Source organism: Microcoleus sp. PH2017_08_TRC_O_A (genome assembly GCF_020738665.1).
Lineage (GTDB): Bacteria > Cyanobacteriota > Cyanobacteriia > Cyanobacteriales > Microcoleaceae > Microcoleus.
Genome location: NZ_JAEQCE010000016.1, coordinates 1 through 25,485, shown reverse-complemented (window position 1 = coordinate 25,485; position 25,485 = coordinate 1). Strand labels below are relative to the sequence as shown.

Sequence of the window (25,485 nt, the reverse complement as noted above, 5' to 3'; positions counted from 1 at the left end):
ATTTCTAAATAAGCTGGAAATTAACCGCTACTGTTGTAGAGATAACCAAGACAATATAAAAAGGAGATAATCGTGAGTAAAGAGATCGATATTCAAGTTAGTAGTGGTAATATATTTGCGGATTTGGGTATGCCTAATGCTGATGAAATGCTGATGAAGGCTGAACTGGTGCGCCAGATCAATGAGATAATTACTCAAAGGAAACTGAATCAACTTCAAGCAGCAGAAGTATTAGGAATTGACCAGCCAAAAGTTTCAGCCTTGATGAGAGGGAAACTGACAGGTTTTTCTACAGAAAGGTTGTTTCGGTTTTTAAATGCTTTAGGGTGCGATGTACAAATTGTAGTGAAGCCAAAGCTAAAATCACCTGAGATTCCTGGAATTAGTGTTGTCACTATCTGATGTCGGAAAAGCAGGCGCAGTTGCTTCTCGGTAAGCGCCACAATAATACATCGTCAAAACTGCCTTGTAAGCCCAGTGATTTGGCGGCACATCGGTAAAAGGATTTGGCAGAGTTTCCGCGCGATTCTGTACGCAAGCATTCAGGATTTGTTCGCGGGTTGGCTGGACTTGAACTAAAGAATTACTGGGCTTTATTGGTGCAAGCTTTTGTGCTTTTGCGGGAGATGAACAACAGGCACTAACTAGCAGTACAAATGCGGCAACGATTCTGATTTTAAGCATCTCATTACTTTTTGTGCGACAATATATCCTAACTTCCACTGCATTCCCTGCAAACTATGCCGAGTCCTATTCTCCGCAATCGTTATCAAACGATCAAAGACTTGGGACAAGGCGGTTTTGGCGACACATACTTAGCCAAAGATTTAGACTTACCCGGACATCCCCACTGCGTTGTCAAACATCTTCAGCCGAAACACCCCAATCCTGCTATTTTACCAGCTAAACGCTTACTCGACAACGACAGCAACGGTTTTCGAGTTGTGTGTGTGACTCCGTGGACTTCTTAGCCCTTTTCCCCTTTACTCTTCTTTCTTTTTCCCTCTCGCACGTAGCGCTAAAAATATGTTTTTTCAGATTCACCGCCGAACAGATTATAATTAGAAATATTGATTTTTATCACGAATAGTCCCATAGGAGATTTATAAAATGAATAACCTATTAGCAGAAACTTTTGCCACTGTCTCTCAACTACCCGAAGCAGAACAAAATGCCATAGCATCCTTAATTTTAGACAAGATATCAGCACCAAGAGTCGCGCCTTTCCTCATTTCCCAATCAGACATCGAAACCCTAGAAAAATCATACATTTTCCGAGACAAGACAGAAGTTATTAAATTTATTAACAAATATCCGTTTTTACTTCCCGTTGTGCTAGAAGCACCGGTTCAGATTAGCCATTATTTTCCCGAACAAAAACTATTACTTCAAGTCATCAATGACCCCGAAATTCCTAACTATATTCATCTGGTTCTCTCAATCATCTTAACAGACCTCGCTCCCGATGAAGCAATGGATAAAGAAGATGAATTGCGTAAAAATTGGTCTCGGGGATTATCCCATGAAATTCGGGAGAACTTTTATACGATTTTGGAATATACTGATGAGTTTTGATTGGTTGCAATATCTAAATTTAGCAAAAGAACTTGCTGGTCAAGCAACTATTCCTGCTGAACAGGAGGCGCGATTGAGGGATGCTATCAGTCGTTCCTATTATGCTGCTTTTATCTTAGCGCGGAACTATTTGCGAGATAAACAAGGTCATTCCCTGCCAAAAACCAGCGATATTCACCGCTATGTTTGGCAAGAATTTGATATTAATCCTGACTCAAGATGTCAATTAATCGCCGATAATTTAGCAGTGCTGCGCCGATATCGAAATCAAGCAGACTATGACGATAATTTTCCCTTATTATCTGCGATTGCTACTATTGCGATCAAGCGTTCTCAAGAAATAATTTCTAACCTAAGTAGTCTCTAAATATCAATTTAATCTGATTTTTTTTTTGCTGGAGTCGGGTTTGTTGCTTCATCAGCCGGTGGAGTCATGGAGCAAAATTTGGTGATAAATCGGCTCAAACTCCAACGCGAAAAGCTGAAATAGTCTGGTTTATTTACGGAGGAGTTGGTGCTGATTTAGGATGGCTTCCCGCGTAATAAACAAGTTTCTGAATCGTCTGGAGTGGGTGGAGTGTTCGTCATACCTGAGTCGATTCAGTAGTGCTTTCTATTTGAGGTGGTGTCAGGAAAACTTCGTCAATTTCATCGCTGAAAGCTGCTGCGAGTTCCGGGCTAGAAATTGCTTTAGCGCTTTCATGCCATTCATGAATTACAATCTCAATCTGATTCCATGCGCCAGATTCCGACTCAGCAAGTCGGTAAGCTTTTTCTAATTCAGCAATCAATTCGCACAGTTCATCTGAGTCAAATACTGTCAGCCAGTGATAGGGATTTGCTGAACTAATCGCTTCTCCCAATCGCAGCCGGTAAGCAGCGGCACTTACTTCAAATACAGTCAAAGAAAGCGTCGCAGCTTTTACCCACAGCGTCATCTCTTCCCGGCGCAGTAAAGCAAAATGCTGGTCGTTGCGAGTGATAGTGACAGGGTGTTCCATCGCCAAATCTAGAACTCGATTCAGTTGCTGGTTCAATTCTGTTGCGGTAATTAATTCATCGCCGTAAATAAGGCGCGAAGATTTACTTAGCATGGTTTTTGCGTTTTTATGAATTCAGTATAACATAATTATCAATTAACTACGTTAGCTAAGATCGGCTTAATTCTACGCCACCATCGCAATCAATTGTTTTCTAAGAACTTCCAAGAGAGCAATTACTTGCTCCCTAGTTACAGTGGGAAATCCATCTAAAAAATCATCAATTGACTCTCCGGCTTCTAAATAGTCAAAAAGTGTTTGGACAGGAACCCTAGTGCCAATAAAAACAGGTGTTCCGCCCATGATTTCACCAGAAATGCTAATTATCTGAAAATTCTGAGACATAAGCCTAAGTAGTTGTAGGGTGTGTCGCCTGCGATAAATTCCTAACTCAATACCAACAATCTGATAGATCCGCACCTGATGGATATATTACAAACCTTTGGACTGTTCCGATATCTGCCGCATTGCCACAGCCAACACGCTCAAAAACAATAGCCCGATCGCACCAGCCAACGGATTGCCGTTAATTCCTGTCACCCAATCCGGGACAGAGCCAGAATATCGCACTAACTCTCCGACGTTAATTATATAGTATCCCCAGACTAAACCTGCATGAATCCCGATCGACAAACCCAGCCTATCTTTGCTCTCCTCTCCTTTTAGGACTAATTTCAAATAATAATTCAGCCCGGTATAAGCAGACATCAAACTCCAGAAAGAAATTCATGTGTCCTAGAATTAATGGAGCATTCCTGTCTTTTGTCCAAGCAAAAGCTAAATCCACTGGAGGAAAGCGCTCAATGTTCGCCCTCAATACCAAAGCCCGCGCCTCAAACCTAGCCAAATTGCCTCCTAATGGAACAGAAAGTGTTTGACGTTCCCAAATTGCTCCTAATCTTAATCCCATTTCGTAGGGCAATACGTTAACACTAGAACCTGTATCTAGCAAGCCTGATGCACTTAAAGAGCAATTCTGATAAGTTAAAGTTAGTGGCAAGTAAGGCAATGTACTTAATGCACCCAGTTGCGGATCGATTTCGGTAAACGCAAATCTGACTTTATCAACCATGTTTTACTGCTTTTTCTTCTGATAATGCCTTTGCTAATACAGCAGCGGCTTCAAAAGAGTTGTAGGAATTAGTGCTAGATACTTTGCCTTGCTCTTCTAGCGGAACTATACCTGATTCTTGGAGTAATTCTGATACGATAAAATGCAGTAGTAAAAGTTTGTCAGTGTGAGGCAAATTTTTCACGAGTGGTAGAAGTTCAGCAAGCTGCATAAAAAGTTCCCCAGGTTGGTTGTAGAGTAGAATAATTGGCGGTTTAAACCGCGTCTATACAAACGATGTCCCTCTCTAAGAGACTATAGAATCAAGGGTGAAAATTTGGGAAGAAGGACTAAAGTCCTGACTACAAACCTTTGGACTGTTGGGACATCTGCCGCATTCCCACAGCCAACACGCTCAAAAACAATAGCCCGATCGCACCAGCCAACGGATTGCCATTAATTCCAGTCACCCAATCCGGCACAGAGCCAGAATATCGCACTAACTCTCCGACGTTAATTATATAGTATCCCCAGACTAAACCTGCATGAAGCCCGATCGACAAACCCAATCGATTTTGACAACTTCGCTTTGCCCAAATCAATATCAAACCCAGCAACAACAAGCCCGGAAACTGAGGCCAAGTCCGCAGCATTGCCTCCACGGGTTTGATAAAATGAGATAGGGCAAACACCAGACTGTTCGCCCGCACAGACATCGGATAACTGTAATCCCGCTGCAACTCGTCGAACAACCAACCCCGGAATACCAACTCCTCTGCAAAACCCACTCCCAGGGCGCTTAATAGCCCTTCTGCGATGATTCTCGGCAAATTATGAGAATTTTGCCATGCGACAAAACCGAGCAGTCCTTGCACAAAAAATAGGGTGAATGCGATCGAAATGCCGATCGCCAATCCCGTCAAAAGCTCAAAACCGTTTTGTCGCGTATTCACTAAACCGTAACTTTTGAGCAATTGCGTTTGTCTGTAAACCTGTTTTCCCCAGCGCGGAAGTAGCAACAAAAACTCGGTAAACAGCAATCCCATTGTCAGAATGGTTGCTAGGTTACTATCTTTAACTAAGAGATAAATTGGTACGGCTAGCGGTAGCCAGATTGCTGCTAAGATTAAGAGGAAAATTATTACACGTAATGGAAATGGATAACTGGCTATTATTTGGAGGCGGTTAATCATTGTTGTAAATTAAACAAGTTTTACATGATATCTGTAGGGACACAGCATTGCTGTGTCCTTACCAGGATGAGGACACAGCATTGCTGTGTCCATACCCGGATTATAAACACGCCATTGCCCTACCCCTAATGTACAAAGCCCACAGAAAAAGCTAGAATAGCATCATATCGGTAGAAACTTTAAGTAAAGCAAAGCTATAACATCAGGTAACAATGACTGAAGTATCGGATTTTTCAAATGTCGATCGCGAATTAGACGACACAATATTAAGCTTCGCAGACATTCAAGCAGAACTAAACCTGCGCCGCGCCAAAGATGCTCTGCGAGATATAGTAGAAAATCTCGATTTGACAGCACAAGAGCGAACTGGACTGGAGCCGGAAATTGGCGGCTTGGAAACCATGCTCGACAAGCTAGAGCGCGCTTGCGTGCAAATCGCTGTGTTTGGGATGGTAGGAAGGGGAAAATCTTCGGTTTTGAACGCGCTTTTGGGTCAAAATGTGTTTGAAACGGGCCCGACTCACGGGGTGACTCGCACCACAACTATTGGCCAGTGGGATGTCGGAGATGGTGTTGATGATGATTTACCCGATAGACTTTCGCCGGTTATTTACCGTTTGTCGCAAGTAGAATTAATCGATACTCCGGGAATTGATGAAGTTGACGGCGAAACTCGCGAACTTTTAGCCCGTCGCGTCGCGCAACAAGCCGATTTGATTTTGTTTGTGGTGGCTGGCGATATTACAAAAGTAGAATACGCAGCACTTTCGCAGTTGCGGGAAGCCGGAAAACCGATGTTATTAGTGTTTAATAAAATTGACCAGTATCCCGATGCAGACAGGCTGGCAATTTATCATAAAATCCGGGACGATCGCGTGAGAGAATTGCTATCTCCCGATGAAATTGTGATGTCGGCGGCTTCACCTTTGACAGCGCAGGCGGTGCGCCGTCCCGACGGAAGTATGGGAGTAAAAATGACGCGCAGTTTACCACAAGTACAAGATTTAAAATTAAAAATTTTGGAGATTTTAGACAGAGAAGGTAAATCTTTGGTGGCGCTGAATACGATGCTCTGTGCGGGGGATATTAACGAGCAGTTGGTGCAGCGAAAAATGGAGATTCGCGATGATGCTGCTAACCGGATTATCTGGAATGGGGTAATGACTAAAGCTGTGGCGATCGCCCTGAATCCAATTACAATAGTTGATATTCTCAGCGGGGCGGTAATTGATGTGGTGATGATATTAACTCTATCTAAAGTTTACGGCATTCCGATGACCGAAGCGGGGGCGGTGGAATTGCTGCAAAAGATTGCGATTAGTATGGGGGGAATTACTGCGGGGGAATTGTTAGCGAATTTTGGCTTAAGTTCTTTGAAAGGATTGCTGGGTTTGGCGACGCCGGCGACGGGTGGTTTGGCTTTGGGGCCTTATGTTTCTGTGGCTGTGACTCAAGCTGCAATTGCTGGGGTTTCTTGCTACGGAATTGGTCAAGTTACTAAGGCTTATTTGGCTAATGGTGCTTCTTGGGGTGATGATGGGCCGAAGGCTGTGGTGAGTAAGATTTTGGCTTCTTTGGATGAGGATTCTATTTTAAATCGGATTAAGGATGAATTGCGCGCTAAGTTGAATTTGGGAAGTGTGGAAAAACAGCAATCTTAGTAGTCAGTAGTCATTAGTCAGTAGTCAGTAGTCATTAGTCATTAGTAAAAAGAAGTAATTATGAAATAACAAACACCAATTCCCAATGCCCGATGCCCGATGCCCGATGCCCGATGCCCAATTCCCAATATTATGTTATTAACTATCTCCACAACTCGCGTCCCTGCTACGGATTTAGGCTATTTGCTGCACAAACATCCCGATCGCCTTCAATGCTTCCCGATGACTTTCGGACAAGCCAGCGTGTTTTATCCTGAAGCAAATGCAGACAAGTGCACGGCAGCTTTGCTGTTAGATGTCGATCCGGTTGGTTTGGTGCGCGGTAAGACCAAATCGGGCGATCGCCCTTTAGAACAATACGTCAACGATCGCCCCTACGTAGCCTCATCCTTTCTCAGTGTCGCCCTCGCCCAGGTCTTCCGTACCGCCCTATCCGGGCGCTGCAAAGACCGTCCAGAACTCGCAGAAACTGCCATTCCGCTGACAGTTAAGCTGTCGGTTTTGCCCTGTCGCGGGGGCGAGAAGTTCCTGCGCCAAATGTTTGAGCCGCTGGGCTATCAAGTCGCAGCAAAACCGCTGATTCTTGACGAACAATTTCCCGAGTGGGGCGCGAGTCCTTACTTTGCTGTGGAACTGCAAAATACACTGCGGTTAGCGGATTTGTTGAGCCATCTTTATGTACTAATTCCTGTCTTAGATGACGATAAACATTATTGGGTGGGCGATGATGAAATCGAGAAGTTATTGCGTCACGGCGAAGGTTGGTTGAACTCGCATCCCGCCCGGGAACAAATTGCCGATCGCTATTTGAAACGCCAGCGCCGTTTGACTCGCCTTGCTGTGGCACAATTAGCAGAAGAAGATAATCTCGATCCGGAGAAACTCGAAGTTTCTCACCAGCAAGAAGAGGAAGTTTTAGAACAGCGAATTAGCCTCAACGAACAGCGTTTAGAAGCTGTGATGACTGTTTTAAAAGCCCGCGGTGCTCAGCGAGTGGTAGATTTGGGCTGCGGTGAGGGAAAACTGCTGCGATTGCTTTTAGCCGAAAGTGCGATCGCCCAAATTACCGGAGTCGATGTGTCTTTTCGGGCGTTGGAAATCGCCAAGGAACGATTGCAGGTCGATCGCTTTTCTCCGGCACAGCAATCTCGCTTACAATTGATCCAAAGTTCCCTGATTTATCGGGACAGCCGCTTGACGAATTTTGACGCAGCAGCGGTGATTGAGGTAATCGAACATCTCGATTTAGAACGGTTGGCTGCTTTTGAACGGGTTTTGTTTGAGTTTGTGCGGCCGAAATTTGCGATCGTCACAACTCCCAACGTTGAGTACAATGTTCGGTTTGAAAACTTGCCGGCGGGTAAATTTCGCCACCGCGATCACCGCTTTGAGTGGACGCGCGCAGAGTTTCAGACTTGGGCGAATGGGGTGGCTGAACGGTTTGGTTTTAGGGTGGAGTTTCGATCCGTTGGATCGGAGGATTTAGCACTTGGTTCGCCTACACAAATGGCAATATTTGCTTTGATAGAATAACTGCTACAGTTTTTTGTGCTTACAATGTAGTTAAACTTGGAAAAAGGCAGGCTTCAGCTATGAGCAAATCTATCCAAACCCAGATAATTAAAGTCGATCGGTCTCAAGGAATTCGCATTCCTAAATCTTTATTAGAGCAAATTGGTATTAGTGAAGCAGTAGAAATCGAAGTTCAGGGCGATCGAATCGTCATTCGTGCAGCTATAAAACCGCGTGCTGGTTGGGAAGAAGCGTTCGCAAAAATGGCCGAACAACATGATGATGTCCTGCTTGATGATGTCATAACTACTGAGTGGGAGGAGAATGAGTGGCAATGGTAGTCAAACGTTTTGATGTTTTTTTAGTTAATCTCGACCCCACTGTTGGCAGTGAAATTAAGAAAACAAGACCTTGTTTAGTGATTTCACCCGATGATATGAACAAGCGCATTTCCACTGTCATCATTGCTCCAATGACAACGAAGGGGCAAGCATATCCCAGCCGGATAGCTTGTAATTTTCAAGGCAAAGATGGACAAATTATCCTGGATCAAATTCGGACTGTTGACAAAAATCGATTAGTTCAATATCTCGGTAAAATCAGCGCTGACGAACAAAAAGCTGTTTTAGATATTCTGGCGCAGATGTTTGCTGAATAATATTATTAAACTATGAAAATTACCATTCCCGAACTATCTTTAGTCCTGCTCATCGGTGCATCCGGTTCCGGCAAATCCACCTTTGCGCGCCAGCATTTCCAACCGACAGAAATCATTTCATCCGATTACTGCCGCGGCCTGGTTTCCGACGACGAAAACAATCAAGCGGCTACCGCTGATGCTTTTGAAGTGCTGCATTTAATCGCTGCTAAACGTCTGGCTGCGGGTAAATTAACTGTGATTGATGCTACGAATGTGCAGCCAGAAAGTCGCAAACCGCTGTTAGAATTAGCCCGAAAATATCATTGCTTTTTAGTAGCAATTGTGCTGGATTTACCCGAAAAATTGTGTGCCGATCGCAATCAACAGCGTCCAAACCGCAATTTTGGCAGTCATGTCATTCGCCGCCACGTTCAAAATTTAAGACGATCGCTCCGAAATCTCGATCGCGAAGGCTTCCGCTACGTTCACATCCTCCGTTCCCCAGAAGACATCGCAGCAGCCCAAATCGAGAGACAACCGCTGTGGAACAACCGCAAACAGGACACAGGCCCCTTTGACATCATCGGTGACGTTCACGGATGCTGCGGCGAATTGTCACAATTGCTGCAACAGTTGGGCTATCAAATTGTCGAACCATCCAGCGCATCTGGCTTTTGGGATTATCCCACCTACGCCCATCCAGAAGGTCGTAAAGCCGTGTTTTTGGGAGATTTGGTCGATCGAGGCCCCCGCATTCTCGACACTCTCAAACTCGTCCGCAACATGGTAGCAGCATCAACCGCTTTGTGCGTCCCCGGAAATCACGACATCAAATTATTGCGAAAACTCAGCGGCAAAAATGTCAAAATCAACCACGGACTCGAACAAACCTTAGCAGAAATTGCAGATTTACCGGATGAATTGCGCGAATCAGCAGTTAGCGAAATTAGCCAATTTCTAGATAGTTTAATCGGGCATTACGTCCTCGACGGTGGCAAATTAGTCGTCGCCCACGCCGGAATGAAAGCAGAACTTCAGGGACGCGCATCGGCCCGCGTTCGAGATTTCGCATTGTACGGAGAAACCACAGGCGAAATCGATGAATTCGGCTTACCAGTCCGCTACAATTGGGCCGCAGAATATCGAGGTCAAGCTGCTGTTGTTTACGGACATACCCCGATTCCCGAAACAGAATGGTTGAACAATACTGTTGATATTGACACAGGCTGCGTTTTCGGCGGCAAGCTAACAGCTTTGCGGTATCCTGAAAGAGAATTTGTCAGCGTTCCTGCTGCGATGATTTACTGCGAACCAGCCAAACCGATCGCATTTCCATCCATTGCAACTCCAGATAACAGTTTTCCCGCCACAAATCTCACCGCCCAACAGCAGTTTGATGACGTGCTGGATATTGCCGACGTGCTCGGAAAACGCATGATTTCAACCAGGCTGCAACGTAACATAACAATTCGCGCAGAAAATGCGATCGCAGCCCTAGAAGTAATGAGCAGATTTGCCGCCAATCCCAAATGGCTGATTTACTTACCGCCCACCATGTCTCCCGCTGCTACCTCCCAAGAACCCGGACTTTTAGAACATCCAGCCGAAGCCTTTAACTACTACCAACAGCAGGGCGTATCAACAGTTGTCTGCGAAGAAAAGCACATGGGTTCCCGTGCAGTTGTCATTGTTTGCCGCGATGAATCGGCGGCCAAACGGCGCTTTGGGATTCTCAACAACAGCATTGGCATTTGTTACACCCGTACAGGTCGCCATTTCTTCGATAATTCTACCTTAGAAACCGAGTTTTTAACGCGGGTAAATCGCGCTCTTTCTGCCAGCAATTTTTGGGATAAATTTAAAACCGATTGGGTGTGTTTGGACTGCGAATTAATGCCTTGGTCTGCCAAAGCTCAAGGTTTATTGCAAGAACAATATGCTGCCGTGGGAACCGCATCCCGTCACGGGTTTGCAGAGGCGATTCAGCAGCTAGAACAGGCGAAACAGCGGGGAGTTGAGGTTGATTCTGTGTTGGCTAGCTACCGGGAACGAGCCGATTTAGCCGATCGCTATGTCAATGCCTACCAGCGCTACTGCTGGCCCGTGAAATCCATCTCCGACCTCAAGTTAGCGCCTTTCCACATCTTGGCAACCGAGGGAAATGTTCACACCGATCAGAATCACTGCTGGCACATGGAACAGATAGCAGAAATCTGTAATTTTGACCTAGAATTGCTGTTAGCTACTCAATACAAAGTAGTTAGAATTGCCGATCTTGACAGTCAATTCGCAGGGATTCAATGGTGGGAAAAAATGACTGAGACTGGGGGCGAAGGGATGGTGGTTAAACCGATGGAATTTATTGTGAACAATAGCAAAGGACTCGTACAGCCTGCGATCAAATGTCGCGGTAAAGAGTATTTGCGAATTATTTACGGTCTGGAATATTCTTTGCCGGAGCATTTAGAAAAATTGCGATCGCGCGGGCTTTCTGGCAAGCGTTCTTTAGCTTTGCGAGAGTTTGCTCTCGGTGTAGAATCGTTGGAGAGATTTGTGGCTGGTGCTCCGTTGAGGCAAGTTCATGAGTGCGTTTTCGGAGTTTTAGCGATGGAGAGCGAACCTGTCGATCCGAGGCTGTAATCTGAAGGTTGGATGCGCTTAGGAATGAGAATGAAATAACTTATAATCTTTATTGTTCTTGTGGGATGGGCGTCCCGCCCGTCCAGAAAAGACGGGCGGGACGCCCATCCCACTTTTAAGAGTGTAAATTATTTAATTTGCGATCCTTATTGCTCATTCATTTCTCCCTACTAATCGCTCAACTTCCGATGTCGATAAATTCATCATTTGTGCAACTTGCTCTAAATTCATTTCCGATTTTAACAGTTGAGAAACGAGCGATCGCAAAGCTGATTCTGCCGCCAGTCGTGCTTGTTGTTCGGCCAGCCGTGCTTGTTGTTCGGCCAGCCGTGCAGAATGTTCTGCCCGCCGTTCTTGTTCTGATTGCTGATAAGTCTTCAGAAACTCTCCTGTTTGAGGATTTCTAAACCTTAATTCTCCAGAAACTAAGTGCAATTCCAGTCCCAATACTTCGCTGTACAGCCACAGCGTATCGAAGGCGATATTATTGACAGGAATCGGATCGTACTGGTTGTTTACTAAACGCACTCCTTGCAATATCGGATTCAAATAATCCCCAGACGGATCGTACTGGAAGTATTCCCTGACTCCCAAACTTCGATATATTTCTGGTTTGGTTTCTTGGTCTACATCTTGAGTTGTTTCTGAGGTTATTTCTAAGACAAACTGCGGTGCTATCCCTGCTTCTTTCCAGATTTTATAGTTATCTCTCTGGCGTTTTCTGACTCCAAATACTACATAAATGTCGGGAGCAACTACTGCTGATTTGTTTCCTTCTTCGTAATACACGAAAGAATTTGCTGACACATAGACATCCGATCGCCCTTGAAAGTGCTGCTTCAGAGCTTCCACGCCGTAAGTCATGTAATCGCGCGTGATGTCACTTTCCGCCATCGGTTCTCCGTCGCTGCTGGGATATTCTATTTCTTCTTCGATTTGTTGAGTTAAAACTGTCACGGTTTAAGTCTCCTCAATTCTCGCTGATCTTATTTTAGCAGGTTCGATAAATTTAAGCATAAAAAAACGGCGTTTGTTAAGGACAAACGCCATTTTTTACCGATCAATTAGACTTACGAACGTGGCGTCTTATCTTGTTTAAATGACGCTAGCCATCCGCGAAGTTCGTCGGCCGCAATCTCGCGCCCGCCCAAACCAAAAGCTAGAGCAATCCCAACGGCGATCGCCCCGAGCAACAGCCCGAAAGCCAAATTCACAATATCGCTGCCAATGCCCATCTGTTGCAGCGCCAAGGCTCCAACAAAAGCAATCACCGCGATTCGAGCCGTTTGGCCCAACAGCCGCGCTTGGCGAGTTCCAGAGCTAGCAATCAAACTAAACGCCAGATTCGCCAAATACAAGCCGATCGCAAATACCACCAAACCAGACAGCACCCTACCTGCAACCAGCACAATACCGCTAACAATCGCAGTCAGCGCTGGAATCTTCAGCACGTCGGTAGCCGCCACCACAGCAAACAGCATGATGCCTACCTGCACCACAATGCCGACAAATTGCGAAGGCGTGCGTGCCGCAACATCCGGTTCCTGAAGTACGGTTGCGTCGGGATCCGTCGAACTCGACGACGGTAGTCGCAGCGGCTGTTTCGGCTGCATTCCCAACCAAGAAAAGACATTGTTAAAGCCAATTCCCGTCAAGATATTCGTCACCAAATCGCCGATCCAGCGCCCCAAAAAGTAAGCAACCGCGAGAATTATCGCTGCTGTAAAAATGTTGGGAAGCGCGCCCAGAATCGTATTGAGCATCGCGATCGCCGGCAAGGAAATCGCTTGGATGTCCAAAGCATTCAAAGCTGCGATCGCCGTAGGAATCAAAATCAACACATAGACAATTGTGCCGATAATCCACGACAGCGATTGTCCGCCCGAACTCCGGGAAATGCCAAACCGAGCGCCCAAACTGTCCGCGCCAGCAGCAGCCAGCAGATTCGTAACAATCCGCTGCACAACTTGAGCCAGCAGCCAGCCCACAAACCCAATCAGCACAGCTTCCAGAATCTTCGGAATTGCCGCCAAAATTTGGTTCAGCAAATTATTCACTGGCAGCAGAGCCTGCTGTAAATCCAGCGATTCGAGAACCAACGGCAAAAACAGCAGAAAAATGAACCAGTACAGCGCATTTGCCAGAGTATCGCTCAGCAGCAAAGGAGTCTCGGTGGGTGCAGTACCCACCTGCTGGTTCAAGCGCTCGTCTACGCCAAAAGTCCGCATCGCCCGCGACAAGGCTAATTTGGCAACTGTCGCCACCACCCAAGCAATCCCCAAGAAAATTAGGGCTTTAGCCAACTTCGGCAAAGCACCAGCAATTTGGTTGAGAAAAGTATTCAGCGGTTGCGAGACAGCCGTGAGATTCAGCCTGTTGAAAAAGGCAACTAGGAAAAAGATAAAAATGATCCAGAATACCGCACCGGAAATCCATTTTTCCACTTGCGGCGATCCTTCTCCTTCCGGGCGCCCGGTAATCCAAGCAGCCAGTCGGTTGTCGATCGTCGTTTTCTTGAGCAATCCGCCGACTAAAGATGAGACGAGGGCTGATACGATCAAGCCAATTAGCAGGATGCCGATCGCCCAGACGAGATTTTCAATGTCTTTGCCCGCAAATAGATTGTTTAATCCCCGCTCCGCTTCTGAGAGCGGATTCGGGGCTACCTGGGCCTGTGCCAAGATTCGATCGGACACAACCGCCATTGGGCCCGATATCGGTTGAGTTATTTCTTGCCAAGTTTCATTCATTGTTTTTTCAGGTTAAGGTCAGATTTGACAAGGAAAATAAGAAACTGTAAGAATACGCTTCTAGCTTGCAGGTTCTCATGTCAATTCGTCAAGTTTTCGAGCAATCCATTGAAATTCGCGCTGCTGCTACGTTGGTGGAGCGCTGTATAGTCGATCGCACTTTAATGCACAAATGGCTCAATCCGCTGCTGCGTTGCGATCCAGAGGGCGAATGGGATACTGCTGTAGGAAGTCGCAGTTTATTTATCATAAAAATTCCCGTTTTGCAACCCACTTTAGAGAGTGTTGTGTTGGAGCGACAACCCGGTTTAATTGTATGGGGGTTCGACGGATATTTCAAAGGATGCGATCGCTGGGAATGCCAGCCCCAAATCCAAGGGACTCTCTTGATTAACCGCTTTGAATTTCAAATTCCCAATCCTTTAATTAGATTTGGATTCAATCGCTTTGCAGCCCCTTGGACGCAAAAAGATATGAAAAGCCAACTGCGCCGGCTCAAACGGGTAGCCGAGCAATTATCTCAAGAAATTGGCAAGGTGTAATGGGGAATTGGTAATTGGGTAATGGGTCATCGGTAATGGCTGAAAAGTAAGAGATAATAGGAAAAGAAAGCACCAATTCCCTATGCCCTATGCCCTATGCCCTATGCCCTATGCCCCATTCCCCATTCCCCATTCCCCATTCCCAATCCAGAGCAAAATGATTTACTTCCCAGCCCCCGATGATGAGTTGGGCTGACAAATCATTTGTCTTGCTTGACCAGCCGTACTTTGCAAACCCGGGGAATTCTGATACATAGCTTGCAAATCTTGGATATCTTTAATCACTCGCTGGTAGATAGCCATAGCTTGATTGCCATCAACTTCTAAAGCCGGAGGAGTGTAATTTTGCATCACTTCCATCAGGGATAGTTTGCCATCTTTGGAAGCTGCAACCAAAGCATCGCGCAGTGCCGGCGCGCTTTGTGCCTTTGTAGCCGGGGTATAAGCAACCTCACCCAATTGCTTGAAAACAATTTCCCCAAAATAAGTATTTGCCAGCCGCGAAACCATTTGGGGATCTAAAGCCACTTCTCGCGTTAATATTTCGCGCACCGATTCGGGAGTTTGTTTCGCAAGACTCAAAACACTTTGCAGTTGAGATGATGGTTTGCCGGTTTGTGCAAAGCTTTGCAAATCGCTCATTGGTAAAGTTACGTCAACAGCACCGTATTTTACGGTAACTTTGTCTAATGCAAAGGCTTTGCTACTGCTCAGCAATACTGTACTTGTTCCCACCAAAAGCGCCAAACCTAATGATAAAGACTTTGAGATTCTTTTGGCTAAATGGGCTGACTGCGGTTGCATTCCGTTAAGATAACCTTGTTGAAACTTAAAGTTCATGAGTTTATGCCTCTTTACGTCAAAATACTTTTTCGTTCGATCGAATGCCCAGGTATCAGTCGGGAAAGTGGATTCAGAAGTTCCGTAAATGACCTAGGTATTATACAGTCATGTCAAGCCAATTGAACCTATCAAAAGATAGGTGTTAATTCATAATTTATATGTTATACTCCGATTTTTGACAATTTTATATACCTTTGCAAAACTTATAAAAGCGAGATTTGGCGATCGCCCTGTAACTATATAGATTGTCGGTTTCACCTGTGATGTTGTGCGAGCCAATAGCTGCAACCTTGACTAGCGATCGCAAATTTAAGTTTAGTTTTGGTCGAGCCTTTCGAGCAATAGGCGAATTCTAGCAGCATCCTCAGCATTCGGAGCATTGGTAATGTATAGTTCCAAATCGTGCCGCGCCTCGGCCAAGCGCCCCAGTTGATAATAGAGAATTCCGCGATCGCGCCTTTCCAAGAGTGCATCAGGAAACAGCAGCAAAAGCCGATCGATCGCCGCCAGAAACCTCATAGCATCACCCTGTTGGAAGTAAATCGCCTTCAGATTTCCCAGCATTCGCCCCAATAACTGCCGCGGACTTACCGGCGCGAGAAAAGCCGGCTGCAACTCCATAGGTTGACCGTAAATTTGAGAAAGCCTCCCTTGACAATCTTCAGGAAATAGTATCTCGCCACCATTAAACGCATCCACAAAAATCCCAGCATCCTCAAAATCCGGCCTAATCAAAAAATGTCCCGGCATCCCAATCCCCACCATCGGAAAATCAATCCGCTTAGCAACCTCCAAATAAACCAAAGATAAAGAGATGGGAATACCAGTGCGGCGATCGATCACTTGATTCAAAAAGCTATTGCGGGGGTCGTAATAATCAGCATTATTGCCGGAGAATTCCAAATCGTCATACAAATAGCGGTTAATAGTTTGAATGATCCGCAGCGGATAATTCTGTGGCGGGAGGCGCAAACGCACTCGATCGGCGATCGTGTCAAGTGCGTTGAGATAATCGAGAGGCTCAAAATTCGGGTATTCTTCCAAAGCCATGTACAGCGCAGCTTTCGCCAGATCGATCGCAGCGTCTGGCTGATTAATTTCTTGATAAAAGAGTTGTCGGGCGATCGTCAAATCCATATTTATAATTGATTAATTTTTTAATAAACATCGTGCGAGATTGCCTCTGGCGTATTTAAATTGTATATCCTGATTGAGAGGTAGAGAGTCCGATGGGGATCGGGGGATAGAATTCTCCATCGTCATCGAAATATACAATTTAAATGCTGCAACAGCTTAGACATCCTGTAAATAACCTATGAATGGCAGAGTGCGAGTTCGATCTGGAGCATCTCAGTTTTACATTATTATTATTATAGTGCTGTCCCCGCTCGCATATTGTACAATACGTGAGCGGGGACAGCACTCAAAGAAAAAATGCTTTTTACAAAACCCAGATGCACCCAAATGCGAGTTCGAGCGAAGATGGCAGAGACTCCTATTTTACCCTGAAATTCAGCTTCGGGAATACACCCGGACTCATCTAGATAGAGACAATACTTTAATTTAGATTTTAAATTGATAAAATGGTAATCTACTGCACAAATATAGATAATCGAAATTGCAACCGTGAATGTAGAACAAATCGATCGCCTGCTAGCTCAGTGGAAACAGAATCTCGATCGCATCAGTCAAAATCTGATTGATTTGCATGGATTGCCAACCTATCAACAACTCACTGCTATGCCGTCTGACGTTGAGTTAACTGGCAAAACAAAAGCAAAGGTTGTTCCCGCACTCAGTGCGATGAATGACCTCTTTCAGAATTTTGATTTGTTAGTTAAAACGATCGATCGGGCTGTGATGCTCCGCAAGCAAGTTCCTAAGTTTTTGATTTCCAGTGCAGAATCTCAACTGCGTGAAATTGAATATCTTTTAACGGGAAATTCGATTCAACTTGGCGAACAACAAATTCCTCTAGCACAGCGAGACTTACTAAGTGCAGCCCAAACCCAAAATGCAATTGCACCTGCGAAATTACTGGAGGTGATGACTGCTGCTTTTCAAGTCGCGAAAGATGTGGTTGTCGCAGTGGAGACGGCACGATCGCATTTAGCAGCACAACTGACGCGAGCCCAAACTGAAATGCGATCGCTCCAAACTTTAGCTGACTCTCTCGGTATTCGGAGGAGTAATGAACTAGCAGTTGCTCAGCAAAATTTGCTCGATTTTGGCGATCGCATTATCTGCGATCCGTTAGGTGTCAGCGATGAGTTCGAGCGAGAAATTGAACCAATTATCATTCGATCGAGACAGTATTTAGAGGAAATAGCTCGGCAAAAAGCATCGGTTAAACAAGAATTATCTCAAGCGCATCAACTTCTGCAAAACTTAATTCATTTAAATCAGCAACATCAAACTATTTTTGCAGAGTATCAGGAAAAAATAACAGAAGCTGCAACGCGATCGCAGCCTTTAGCGGACGAACAAATTGAAGCTTTAAATCAGTGGCTCGCTCGACTAGAAATTAAGTTCAAAGAAGGCATATTTCAACCAGTTAAGATTGGTTTACAGAATTGGCGAGTCAGAACGCAAGAGTATTTATCCGCTCAACAACAAGCCTATACAGACAATCAAACTGCGCTAGAAATGCGTCAAGAATTGCGAGGACGACTCCAAGCACTGCAAGCTAAAGCATTAGCCAAAGGGATGGCAGAAAACGAACAATTGAGTCAAATTGCCCAACAAGCCAAGCAATTGTTATATACTCGACCTACTCCGTTAGGGCAAGCAATCCAGCTTGTCAGTGAGTATGAAAAGTTATTGAATCGTTCTTTTAAGTCGATATAAATGACATCTTGCAGCATTATCAATAATCCTGTAGGGGCTGGTTCGCCAACAGCCTAAAAGGTAGCAGACAGGTTAAATAAACCAGCCCCCACCCCACTGACATCTTGCAGCATTATCAATAATCCTGTAGGGGCTGGTTCGCCAACAGCCTAAAAGGTAGCAGACAGGTTAAATAAACCAGCCCCCACCCCACGAAAAAGCCCCAATTGACTTCTTTGGAAGATCACGAATATTCCTTCAAACGCAAATTGAGTCCAAAAAAGGTTAAAATAGCGATCGCACTAATTAACGCAAGACTCCACATCTCAAATTGGTAGGTATTTTTAAACGATCGATCGAGCAGAGACAACTGCAAAATATCATCACTTGATTGCTTAGATTTATCGGGCACATAACCTACACTTTTAAATCCCCGATCGAGATTCTCTGTAAACGCGGTTAAATTAATGTCTGTTACATCATTGTGTTTTTTAAGGAATTGAGTGAACGCCCAATTAGATTGCCCTTGTTTATTTCCCGTACATAGTGCGATCGCTTCAGCTCTTTTGTCGCTATTTACCAGCGAGCGAATTTGTTTGTCAATGTTAACATAAACCCCAAATGCCGATAACATTTCCACCGCCGCGTCTCGCTCTCCACCAAAAGTAATATTGGCAAATTCTTGGGCGAATAATCCAGTAAAACCCGCGACACCCTGGACGTTGGATGGCTTGAATTCCTTAGCGACAGACTCAAAATCCAGCAGATTGGCGGGGATGACGGCAATTTTCGCCATTTTCTCAACAAATTTGCGTTCGTGTTGAGCCGCAAATTCTCGATCGAGCAAATAGCGGCTTTCATCGGCATTAGCACTGTAGGCAAGAGCGCGAGCCTGTCGCAACGGCAAAAGCGAGTTAAAGGCATCCTCCTTAGCGACTTTCAGATGATAGGAAGCCGCATTTAGTGCATTGGTGATATAAAAGAATAAGACGATCGCACATAGGGTAGCTCCCAACAAATAGGGATTGAGATTGCGGCGCATTCGGTGGTAGAGAAACAGTTGTAATAGTCCCAACATGACAAGTGGCAAGAGGTTGCCAATAACTGCGAGGAACAAGAGGTTAGCCGATCGCGCTTTTTGTGAGATATAAGCTCGATCCAGACTCTCTAAGTTAACATTTTGCAATTGTTCGGCAGCAGGTAGTAAAATTGAGTCCAAAATGTTTGCTGCTTTGCGATACGCCTCCAAAAGCGATCGCGAATCCCCCCGTTCGTTCGCCAATCGCGCCCGTTCGATTTGCGTCATGTAGTCCCCCAACGATAGGATCAGCGTGCGAATCTGTTGGCGTTCTGCATCCCCCTCCGTAATGTTCTCCGCCGCTAATGCCAGGAGTTTAGACAGTTTTTCTTGCCGTCCCCGATAATCTTTAGCGGCTTGAGGATTCTCGCCCGGTTTGACGAGCAATTCGTTAGCAGCATTGGCATCCAAATCGGCGAGGCTATCTTTAATTCGCTGGGCAGTTAAGACGCTGGGTGCGGTATTTTTGCCGATGGTTTCGATCGCATCGCGCTGCATTTTCACTGCTTCATTGGCAGTCCCCAAGGCTAAAAGGCTGACTCCCCACACCAGGTACAATCCCCATCGCAGAATCTGAGGGGTGGTGAATTTGGTTTGCCAATTTGCGATCGAACTGGGCTTTTTTCTTGAAGCAGAATTGGTGGTAACTTGGCTCATAAATTTGGTAATGGGTAATTGGTTAAAAGATGCGGACTTAAGTCCGCACTACGAACTGTTTTTGTTATTGTGGTAATCTATCGGACATGATATAATTTGTCATTGGTGGGGGAGTTTTTATCAATTACCGATTTGCCTGCTAGTTAAGACTGGGTAATATTAACAATCATCTTTGTCCAATGTCCCAACGTAATTTCATCCCCATCTTTCAGACTAATATCTGTCATCGGCACAAGTTCAACCCCATTGAGAAACGTACCGTTGGTGGAACCGATATCGCGCAGGATTAATGCCCCATCTGGTTGGCGGTGAATGACGGCGTGGCGGTGGGAAATGGCATCGTCCAAATCGAGGGCGAGATCTGGATAAATGGCGCGGACATCGCTAGTGCGTCCGATGAGGGTACTGGGTTTTTCCATAGGGAAAGTCATGGGGGTAAACGCGGGCGGTTCCGGGCTACCTTCACAGCGCAAAGTGCGATCGACTGTGATGAGAAGTTCGGGAGTTCCTGTCGTTGTGGGTGAGGTAGATGTCGGGGAAATATGGGTTGCGCCCGCATCTATAGTACCCGCATCCAAAACAGAAGATGCGATTCCTGATGCCTTGGGAATTGGAATTTCTCCACTCGCACCGGTGACGAAGTTATAGCCACAAATTTCGCAGAAGTTGCCGCTATCTTCCTCGTGTGGAGTCGCGCAATCGGGACAGTTAATGGTAGCTGTGGCAACTCGAACGGGCGGACTTTTGGCTTCGACAGCCGCACCTCCATTAATCTTCGCGCCGCATTCCGAACAATAATCGGATTCGATCGATTCGTGACCTTTTGGACACTGATAGACTGACATAATTATCTATACGATTTTGGATTTTGGATTTTGGATTGCCGATTGTGGATTCTAGATTTGGGATTGTATAGCAACCGCCACATAGGTTAGGACATAAATCAATACGATTGCGATCGGAGATTGTCACAGGGAAAACTCATGAAACATAGACACTGCGTTGGCGAAGCCTGCCCGAAGGGCTTATGCTTCGTTCCTCTCTTCGGACAATCTTAACTGAACCGTATCGGGACATAAATAATGTCATAAATAGATCCTAATACCCTTGAGCAGAAACGGTTAGATGCTCGTACTATGTAACTGTCAACTGTCAACTGTCAACTGTCAACTGCTATAGATTTGGGATGGCTAATTTCTCGAAATTCGTGCCGTTTTAGTCGATCGAGTTTCCAATGCCATTTCATCTTCCTTCGCCACATTCCGCTTCAAACGAACTGTTCCCGTGGGTGCATCTTCCACCTCCACCACCTGGCGCAGCAGTTTCGCCGTTGCCTCATTTCCGGAGTCATGGGCGAGTTTGACAGCCCTTCCCAGCTTAGCCGTCGCCACTTCTACATCACCTTTATCGCGGGCTTCAAGTCCTTCCTGAATGGTTTGCGCGAGTTCTGCTTGTCCGGTGTAGTGCGCCACTCGCCGATCGATTTTCGTAGATTTCTGTTCGTCATCCGTCCACACCGCTAGAATCCGGGCCTCGGTAATTTTTGTTTCCACCCCATCAGCGGTGTAAATTAAACTCGCCCTTCCCGCCAGCATCTCATCTCCCACATTACCGGGATTCACCTCAATGCAGAAGTGGTAATCGCGCGATTCTGCCGTTCCCCAAGCCCCTGTCGGATAGTCGCAAACTTGCGGTTTAATAGATTGGGCGCGATCGGTCAAATCGACAATTTCGGGACTAACTTGCTTGCAGAATCGCACCTTTGCCCCTTGGGGAGTCCACAAACGCAAGGCGACATCACTCACCGTTTTAGTCATTGCTTGGGCGAGAATGGTTTGGAAATCCGCTTCTATTTGCACCGCGTTGGCGATGATATCGGTGGTTCCGAGTAGCCTGTTGGCAATGAACTGAAGCTGTTTGACGCGCCAGTCGGTTCCCACGCCCCGACAATCGCACTGAAATACACCTTCGCACGCTTGCAGCACCTTTTCCATGCGTTTTTGGTCGGAATCATCGTTCTGCCCGTCGGTAAGCAATAGGGCTTGTCTGACGGCATTGGGCATCTCTTTGAACTGCGTTAGTGAAGCTTCCAGCCATTGAGACATTAATGTACCGCCACTGGCTTGGACTTCTTTAATTTGGGAAATGGCTTGGGATTTGTTTTCTACTGTGGCTAGGGCAGTGGGAAAAATTACCTGGGCGCGAGTGGAACCTACCACGATAAAAAAGGAGGTATCCGCCGGAATTAACTGCACGAGTTTAATCATCGCATTTTTGGCGGCGTGGATTTTTGCGCCCTGCATCGAACCGGAAATATCGCAGATAATCCCGAAGAGTTTGCCTCCTGTTTGAGGTGCGATGCCAATATTTTCGTCCCCACGGACGGTGACGGTCATAATGGCATTGACTTCTCTGGAACCTTGATGAAGGTAGGGATTTTGGAAGACTTCGGCTTGGAATTGGGTAGACATTGTTTTTGAGTTTTTTGAATGAATTTTGAGTAAATGCGATCGATGCTTTTTTCAGTAAAAATGATGCTAATTTACAGATTGAGAAAAGAGATTAGAGTGTAGGTTGAGTAGAACTGAGATCTTGCAGTATTATCAATTATCCTGTAAGGGCCCGTGAGCCCACTATCTATAATGAACATCGACAATTTACAAAAACTCGCCCTCACCTAACGACAGAAATTCGTGAAGCGCAGCTATCCCGTAGGGAATCGCACAATCTCAGAAACCGGGTTTCTTTTTATATGCTTCGTACTCAGCAGACCTTATTCGCAGAAACCCGGTTTCTCGCCAGCCAGCGATAGAATTGCGATCGCACATTCCCCAATTATATCAAAGAGCGCGATCGTGAATCTCTCGTTGGGTGGGGGCAGGTTTATTAAGATTGTTGGTACTCATTAGATATGGTTGGCGAACCTGCCCCTACAGGTTAATGGAGAACGTTGCAATATCTTATTTACATCCGTTACATTCCGTACACAGCTTCATTGCCAAACTTCCTTCTTCCTTCTTATAATATTATCCTCAAACGACTAACAGAGTGACAGTAATGTTATCTCGACCGCCACAAGAGCGAGCAAATTCTACGAGATGGCGCCCCATCCCGATCGCATCTTCTGAAGCATTGCCCTTGACAAGATCGGCGAGTTGTGGGGCGTCGGGTGCATAATTCCACAATCCATCCGTACAAAGTAACAAATATCCAGAACCGGGAATCGGAAACTGCACGATCGAAGGAACCGCATCCTCTTTGGCATCCACACCCAGCCAGCGCGTAATGGCATGAGCTTTATCGGACTTGCTAGCTTCGGCTGCGCTCATTTGTCCCGATGTAACTATTTCGTTCAACCAAGAATCATCTCGCGTCAGCAGTTGGGAGTTTTCCCGATCGATCCAGTAGGCGCGACTATCTCCCAACCAAGCAATTGTCGCGATCGAATTTTGTACTACCGCCGCAACAATCGTCGTCGAAGGTGCATCTTGATTCAAACTCCTATGAGGAATAACACAGACTTCATTGAGTGCGGCAGCGATTCCGTGTTGGAGAGCTGTTTCTGGGGAAAGATGTTTTTCTAGAGCAGTGACAATGGCATCTCTGGCACCTTCTGCCGCTGCTTTTGATGCCAATTCGGGAAACTGAGAACTCGACACCCCATCGCAGGCGATCGCAATATAAGTGTTACTGCTTTCTATTACCGCACAAGCGAAGTAATCTTCATTGCGTTCGTGTCTCAATCCCCGATCGCTCACTCCCGCGAAATTAGGCTGAAGATTTACTTCCATGCGATCGGTTTCTCGGACTTGCCGATATTCATTTTTGAACCCGCAAACCGAACAGTATCCATCGGCATCGATCGCCTCGGGTGCCGCGCCGCATTTATTGCATAGTTTTGTAGAAGTTTCAGTAACATTGACGGGTGAATTGACCAGTGGCGTACCGCATTCTTCGCAAAAGCGATCGTCTGTTTGAACTAAAGCTTCACAGTTAGGACATTGCATAGTTTGGGTCTTAAAAAAGCATGAGTAATATCGCTTCCTGCTGGATCGGAATGATTTAACCGCAGAGGGCGCAGAGAACACAGAGAGAGACAAGAGAGATGAATAATTCTGATGTTACCGGATTTGATATAACAAGAAAATATGGCGGTTCAAAACGCGGCTACAGGAGTAAAATCGGCCTGTGCAGGTTGAAAATTCCTGAGTCCGCGTAGGCGTGAATTCCATTCGCTTTCCTCTCCTACAACCATGTTCTCGGACGCACGCGATTCGCCTCATCAACCAAACGAATCTTTTCCGCTCCCGTGGATAAATGTGCCATGGCGCGCAAGGCTTTTTCTAACCCTTTTCTGAGCTCAACTTCTTGCAGTTGATGCCCCAAAAGGACGATCGCCGATGGCTGAATCGCTTTTGAAGCGATCGATCCTAGGGCCGTTTCTAAAAGCTGTTTCGTCAAGCGATGCCGCTCCATGCCTTCGAGCGTTAAGGCTTCGAGCGTCGTGGCTGCTAGGCTCAACTCCTTGGCTCCTGGTGCGGTATGTTTTCGATCGATCAGCATCCGCGCCGTTTCCACCCGCGATCGCACCGACAAATTCGAGGTTGGCGGCACTCGTCGCAACGCCTCCACCGCCGCCTGACGATCGCCTGTAGCACTCAAACACCTGGCCAAACCAAACGTCGCGCTGACGTAACTGGGGTCAGTCCGACACACGCGATCGTAGAGCTTAATTGCCTGCTTGCGATCGCCTGCCAACTCCGCCGCCAGCGCCAAAGCCAGTTGAGGAGCCAGTTCCCCCGGCAGTTCCGAGTAAACGCGATCGAACTGTTCCTGTGCCGGTTTTGCCTGATTCCGCGCCAGCAGCAACCTACCGCGATACCAACGCACGCGCCAATCCCAAGCATCGAGTTGTTCGGCTTGCGTTAGTGCCGTTTCAGCGGCTGGATAGCGACGAATCTCGATCGAACTGTCAGCCAGTCGGAGTAAGGCTTCGCGAGAGTTGGGATACTGCTGCACCACCTGCTCCAAATTCACCTGACGTTGTATGGGATCGGCGATCGCTTGGGCATTCAATACCGCGTTAAAAGCTGGATCGTTGCTATCGATCGTCGGTACGGGCAACTGTCGGAAGTCCGCGCCAATTGGTTCCAAGTCTGAAGATGCCGTCAGCGCGAGCATATCCGAGCCGAACAGGGTACTGGCAGCCGGATGCGGCGTATTTGTTTCCAGTGCTACCACTTCCCGCAACACTCCCAACAATCGATCGGCCATTTCCTCAGCCGACTGGAAGCGATCGTCAGCGTTGTACGCCGTGGCTTTGAGCAAGAAGCGATAGAGGGATTCTTGGTGGGCAAATAGGGGTTCTTCTTGCGGACTGGGTTTGAAACTGTAACTTAATTTATGGACAAAGCTACCCATCCTTGACTATTTGGGTAGCTTTGTCCGCAACTCGGGCGATCGCACGAGACTATTTG

At 46.3% G+C, this 25,485-nt stretch carries 26 protein-coding genes and 1 pseudogene; 11 read left to right on the top strand and 16 right to left on the bottom strand.

The window, feature by feature from the left end:
- Nucleotides 1-72: 72 nt before the first annotated feature.
- A complete protein-coding gene (locus JGK22_RS06880) occupies nt 73-402 on the top strand; it encodes a helix-turn-helix transcriptional regulator (RefSeq protein WP_293190109.1) in 330 nt (109 codons plus the stop codon).
- On the opposite strand, the gene JGK22_RS06875 is transcribed toward JGK22_RS06880, so the two are convergent.
- Complete coding sequence (locus JGK22_RS06875) at nt 364-684, bottom strand: S-layer protein (protein WP_293190108.1); 321 nt, start codon at nt 682-684, stop codon at nt 364-366. The two genes, JGK22_RS06880 and JGK22_RS06875, sit on opposite strands and share 39 nt — an antisense overlap.
- 56 nt (nt 685-740) lie before the next feature.
- On the opposite strand from JGK22_RS06875, the gene JGK22_RS06870 reads away from it, so the two are divergent.
- The 3 genes from JGK22_RS06870 (at nt 741) to JGK22_RS06860 (ending at nt 1,942) form a co-directional block, all read left to right on the top strand.
- Nucleotides 741-971 carry a hypothetical protein gene (locus JGK22_RS06870; protein ID WP_363319191.1) on the top strand — a complete coding sequence of 77 codons (231 nt, stop codon included), beginning with the start codon at nt 741-743 and terminating at the stop codon, nt 969-971.
- 139 nt (nt 972-1,110) lie between these two features.
- Nucleotides 1,111-1,575 (top strand): hypothetical protein, encoded by a 465-nt coding sequence (locus JGK22_RS06865; RefSeq protein ID WP_293190107.1) that lies wholly within the window; start codon nt 1,111-1,113, stop codon nt 1,573-1,575.
- Entirely contained in the window at nt 1,565-1,942 is a 378-nt protein-coding gene (locus JGK22_RS06860; RefSeq protein ID WP_293190106.1) for a HEPN domain-containing protein, read from the top strand. Before JGK22_RS06865 ends, JGK22_RS06860 begins: the two co-directional genes overlap by 11 nt.
- A gap of 217 nt (nt 1,943-2,159) precedes the next feature.
- Here JGK22_RS06860 and JGK22_RS06855 read toward each other — a convergent pair whose 3' ends face one another.
- The 6 genes and pseudogenes from JGK22_RS06855 to JGK22_RS06830 form a co-directional block, all read right to left on the bottom strand.
- On the bottom strand, nt 2,160-2,669 hold the full coding sequence (locus tag JGK22_RS06855) for a hypothetical protein (RefSeq protein WP_293207151.1): 510 nt from the start codon (nt 2,667-2,669) through the stop codon (nt 2,160-2,162).
- 72 nt (nt 2,670-2,741) lie between these two features.
- Nucleotides 2,742-2,960, bottom strand: a complete 219-nt coding sequence (locus JGK22_RS06850) for a DUF433 domain-containing protein (protein ID WP_293180057.1) — start codon at nt 2,958-2,960, stop codon at nt 2,742-2,744.
- 87 nt (nt 2,961-3,047) lie between these two features.
- Nucleotides 3,048-3,263 (bottom strand): annotated as a pseudogene (locus JGK22_RS06845) (CPBP family intramembrane glutamate endopeptidase); the annotation flags it as partial.
- Nucleotides 3,256-3,687 (bottom strand): hypothetical protein, encoded by a 432-nt coding sequence (locus tag JGK22_RS06840; protein WP_293180059.1) that lies wholly within the window; start codon nt 3,685-3,687, stop codon nt 3,256-3,258. The pseudogene JGK22_RS06845 and the gene JGK22_RS06840, both read right to left, overlap by 8 nt.
- Nucleotides 3,680-3,898: a hypothetical protein gene (locus JGK22_RS06835; RefSeq protein WP_293207149.1), complete on the bottom strand. Its 219-nt coding sequence runs from the start codon at nt 3,896-3,898 to the stop codon at nt 3,680-3,682. The genes JGK22_RS06840 and JGK22_RS06835 overlap by 8 nt, the downstream gene beginning before the upstream one ends.
- 130 nt (nt 3,899-4,028) lie before the next feature.
- A complete protein-coding gene (locus JGK22_RS06830; RefSeq protein WP_293312595.1) occupies nt 4,029-4,859 on the bottom strand; it encodes a type II CAAX endopeptidase family protein in 831 nt (276 codons plus the stop codon).
- A 212-nt stretch (nt 4,860-5,071) separates the two neighbouring features.
- Here JGK22_RS06830 and JGK22_RS06825 point away from each other — a divergent pair, with 212 nt between their 5' ends.
- The 5 genes from JGK22_RS06825 (at nt 5,072) to JGK22_RS06805 (ending at nt 11,312) form a co-directional block, all read left to right on the top strand.
- Nucleotides 5,072-6,520 carry a GTP-binding protein gene (locus JGK22_RS06825; protein WP_293180065.1) on the top strand — a complete coding sequence of 483 codons (1,449 nt, stop codon included), beginning with the start codon at nt 5,072-5,074 and terminating at the stop codon, nt 6,518-6,520.
- 132 nt (nt 6,521-6,652) lie between these two features.
- Nucleotides 6,653-8,053 (top strand): 3' terminal RNA ribose 2'-O-methyltransferase Hen1, encoded by a 1,401-nt coding sequence (locus JGK22_RS06820; RefSeq protein WP_293312593.1) that lies wholly within the window; start codon nt 6,653-6,655, stop codon nt 8,051-8,053.
- Nucleotides 8,054-8,112: 59 nt separating this feature from the next.
- The gene (locus JGK22_RS06815; protein ID WP_293180071.1) at nt 8,113-8,373 is read left to right on the top strand and encodes an AbrB/MazE/SpoVT family DNA-binding domain-containing protein; all 261 of its coding nucleotides are present in this window, start codon (nt 8,113-8,115) and stop codon (nt 8,371-8,373) included.
- On the top strand, nt 8,367-8,690 hold the full coding sequence (locus tag JGK22_RS06810; protein ID WP_293180074.1) for a type II toxin-antitoxin system PemK/MazF family toxin: 324 nt from the start codon (nt 8,367-8,369) through the stop codon (nt 8,688-8,690). Before JGK22_RS06815 ends, JGK22_RS06810 begins: the two co-directional genes overlap by 7 nt.
- Before the next feature lie 12 nt (nt 8,691-8,702).
- On the top strand, nt 8,703-11,312 hold the full coding sequence (locus JGK22_RS06805) for a polynucleotide kinase-phosphatase (RefSeq protein WP_293180077.1): 2,610 nt from the start codon (nt 8,703-8,705) through the stop codon (nt 11,310-11,312).
- Nucleotides 11,313-11,465: 153 nt separating this feature from the next.
- Here JGK22_RS06805 and JGK22_RS06800 read toward each other — a convergent pair whose 3' ends face one another.
- Nucleotides 11,466-12,269 (bottom strand): Uma2 family endonuclease, encoded by an 804-nt coding sequence (locus JGK22_RS06800; protein WP_293190095.1) that lies wholly within the window; start codon nt 12,267-12,269, stop codon nt 11,466-11,468.
- 113 nt (nt 12,270-12,382) lie between these two features.
- Nucleotides 12,383-14,062: a mechanosensitive ion channel gene (locus JGK22_RS06795; protein WP_293180083.1), complete on the bottom strand. Its 1,680-nt coding sequence runs from the start codon at nt 14,060-14,062 to the stop codon at nt 12,383-12,385.
- A gap of 77 nt (nt 14,063-14,139) precedes the next feature.
- Between JGK22_RS06795 and JGK22_RS06790 the strand changes: the two genes are divergently transcribed.
- Entirely contained in the window at nt 14,140-14,604 is a 465-nt protein-coding gene (locus tag JGK22_RS06790) for an SRPBCC family protein (protein WP_293180086.1), read from the top strand.
- Between the two features lie 162 nt (nt 14,605-14,766).
- Here JGK22_RS06790 and JGK22_RS06785 read toward each other — a convergent pair whose 3' ends face one another.
- Both JGK22_RS06785 and JGK22_RS06780 read right to left on the bottom strand, forming a co-directional pair.
- Nucleotides 14,767-15,444 carry an alpha/beta hydrolase gene (locus JGK22_RS06785; RefSeq protein WP_293180089.1) on the bottom strand — a complete coding sequence of 226 codons (678 nt, stop codon included), beginning with the start codon at nt 15,442-15,444 and terminating at the stop codon, nt 14,767-14,769.
- 318 nt (nt 15,445-15,762) lie between these two features.
- A complete protein-coding gene (locus JGK22_RS06780) occupies nt 15,763-16,584 on the bottom strand; it encodes a transglutaminase-like domain-containing protein (RefSeq protein WP_293212211.1) in 822 nt (273 codons plus the stop codon).
- Between the two features lie 489 nt (nt 16,585-17,073).
- Here JGK22_RS06780 and JGK22_RS06775 point away from each other — a divergent pair, with 489 nt between their 5' ends.
- A complete protein-coding gene (locus JGK22_RS06775; protein ID WP_293190091.1) occupies nt 17,074-18,294 on the top strand; it encodes a hypothetical protein in 1,221 nt (406 codons plus the stop codon).
- A 223-nt stretch (nt 18,295-18,517) separates the two neighbouring features.
- Here the strand turns inward: JGK22_RS06775 and JGK22_RS06770 are convergent, their stop codons facing one another.
- From JGK22_RS06770 to JGK22_RS06750, 5 genes are all read right to left on the bottom strand, one after another.
- Complete coding sequence (locus tag JGK22_RS06770) at nt 18,518-20,008, bottom strand: hypothetical protein (RefSeq protein WP_293207138.1); 1,491 nt, start codon at nt 20,006-20,008, stop codon at nt 18,518-18,520.
- Nucleotides 20,009-20,151: 143 nt separating this feature from the next.
- Nucleotides 20,152-20,853: an FHA domain-containing protein gene (locus JGK22_RS06765; RefSeq protein WP_293197019.1), complete on the bottom strand. Its 702-nt coding sequence runs from the start codon at nt 20,851-20,853 to the stop codon at nt 20,152-20,154.
- Nucleotides 20,854-21,198: 345 nt separating this feature from the next.
- Nucleotides 21,199-22,479 carry a VWA domain-containing protein gene (locus tag JGK22_RS06760; protein ID WP_293312591.1) on the bottom strand — a complete coding sequence of 427 codons (1,281 nt, stop codon included), beginning with the start codon at nt 22,477-22,479 and terminating at the stop codon, nt 21,199-21,201.
- A gap of 561 nt (nt 22,480-23,040) precedes the next feature.
- Complete coding sequence (locus JGK22_RS06755) at nt 23,041-24,015, bottom strand: protein phosphatase 2C domain-containing protein (protein WP_293312589.1); 975 nt, start codon at nt 24,013-24,015, stop codon at nt 23,041-23,043.
- A 238-nt stretch (nt 24,016-24,253) separates the two neighbouring features.
- On the bottom strand, nt 24,254-25,429 hold the full coding sequence (locus tag JGK22_RS06750) for a tetratricopeptide repeat protein (protein WP_293225112.1): 1,176 nt from the start codon (nt 25,427-25,429) through the stop codon (nt 24,254-24,256).
- Between the last annotated feature and the right edge of the window lie 56 nt (nt 25,430-25,485).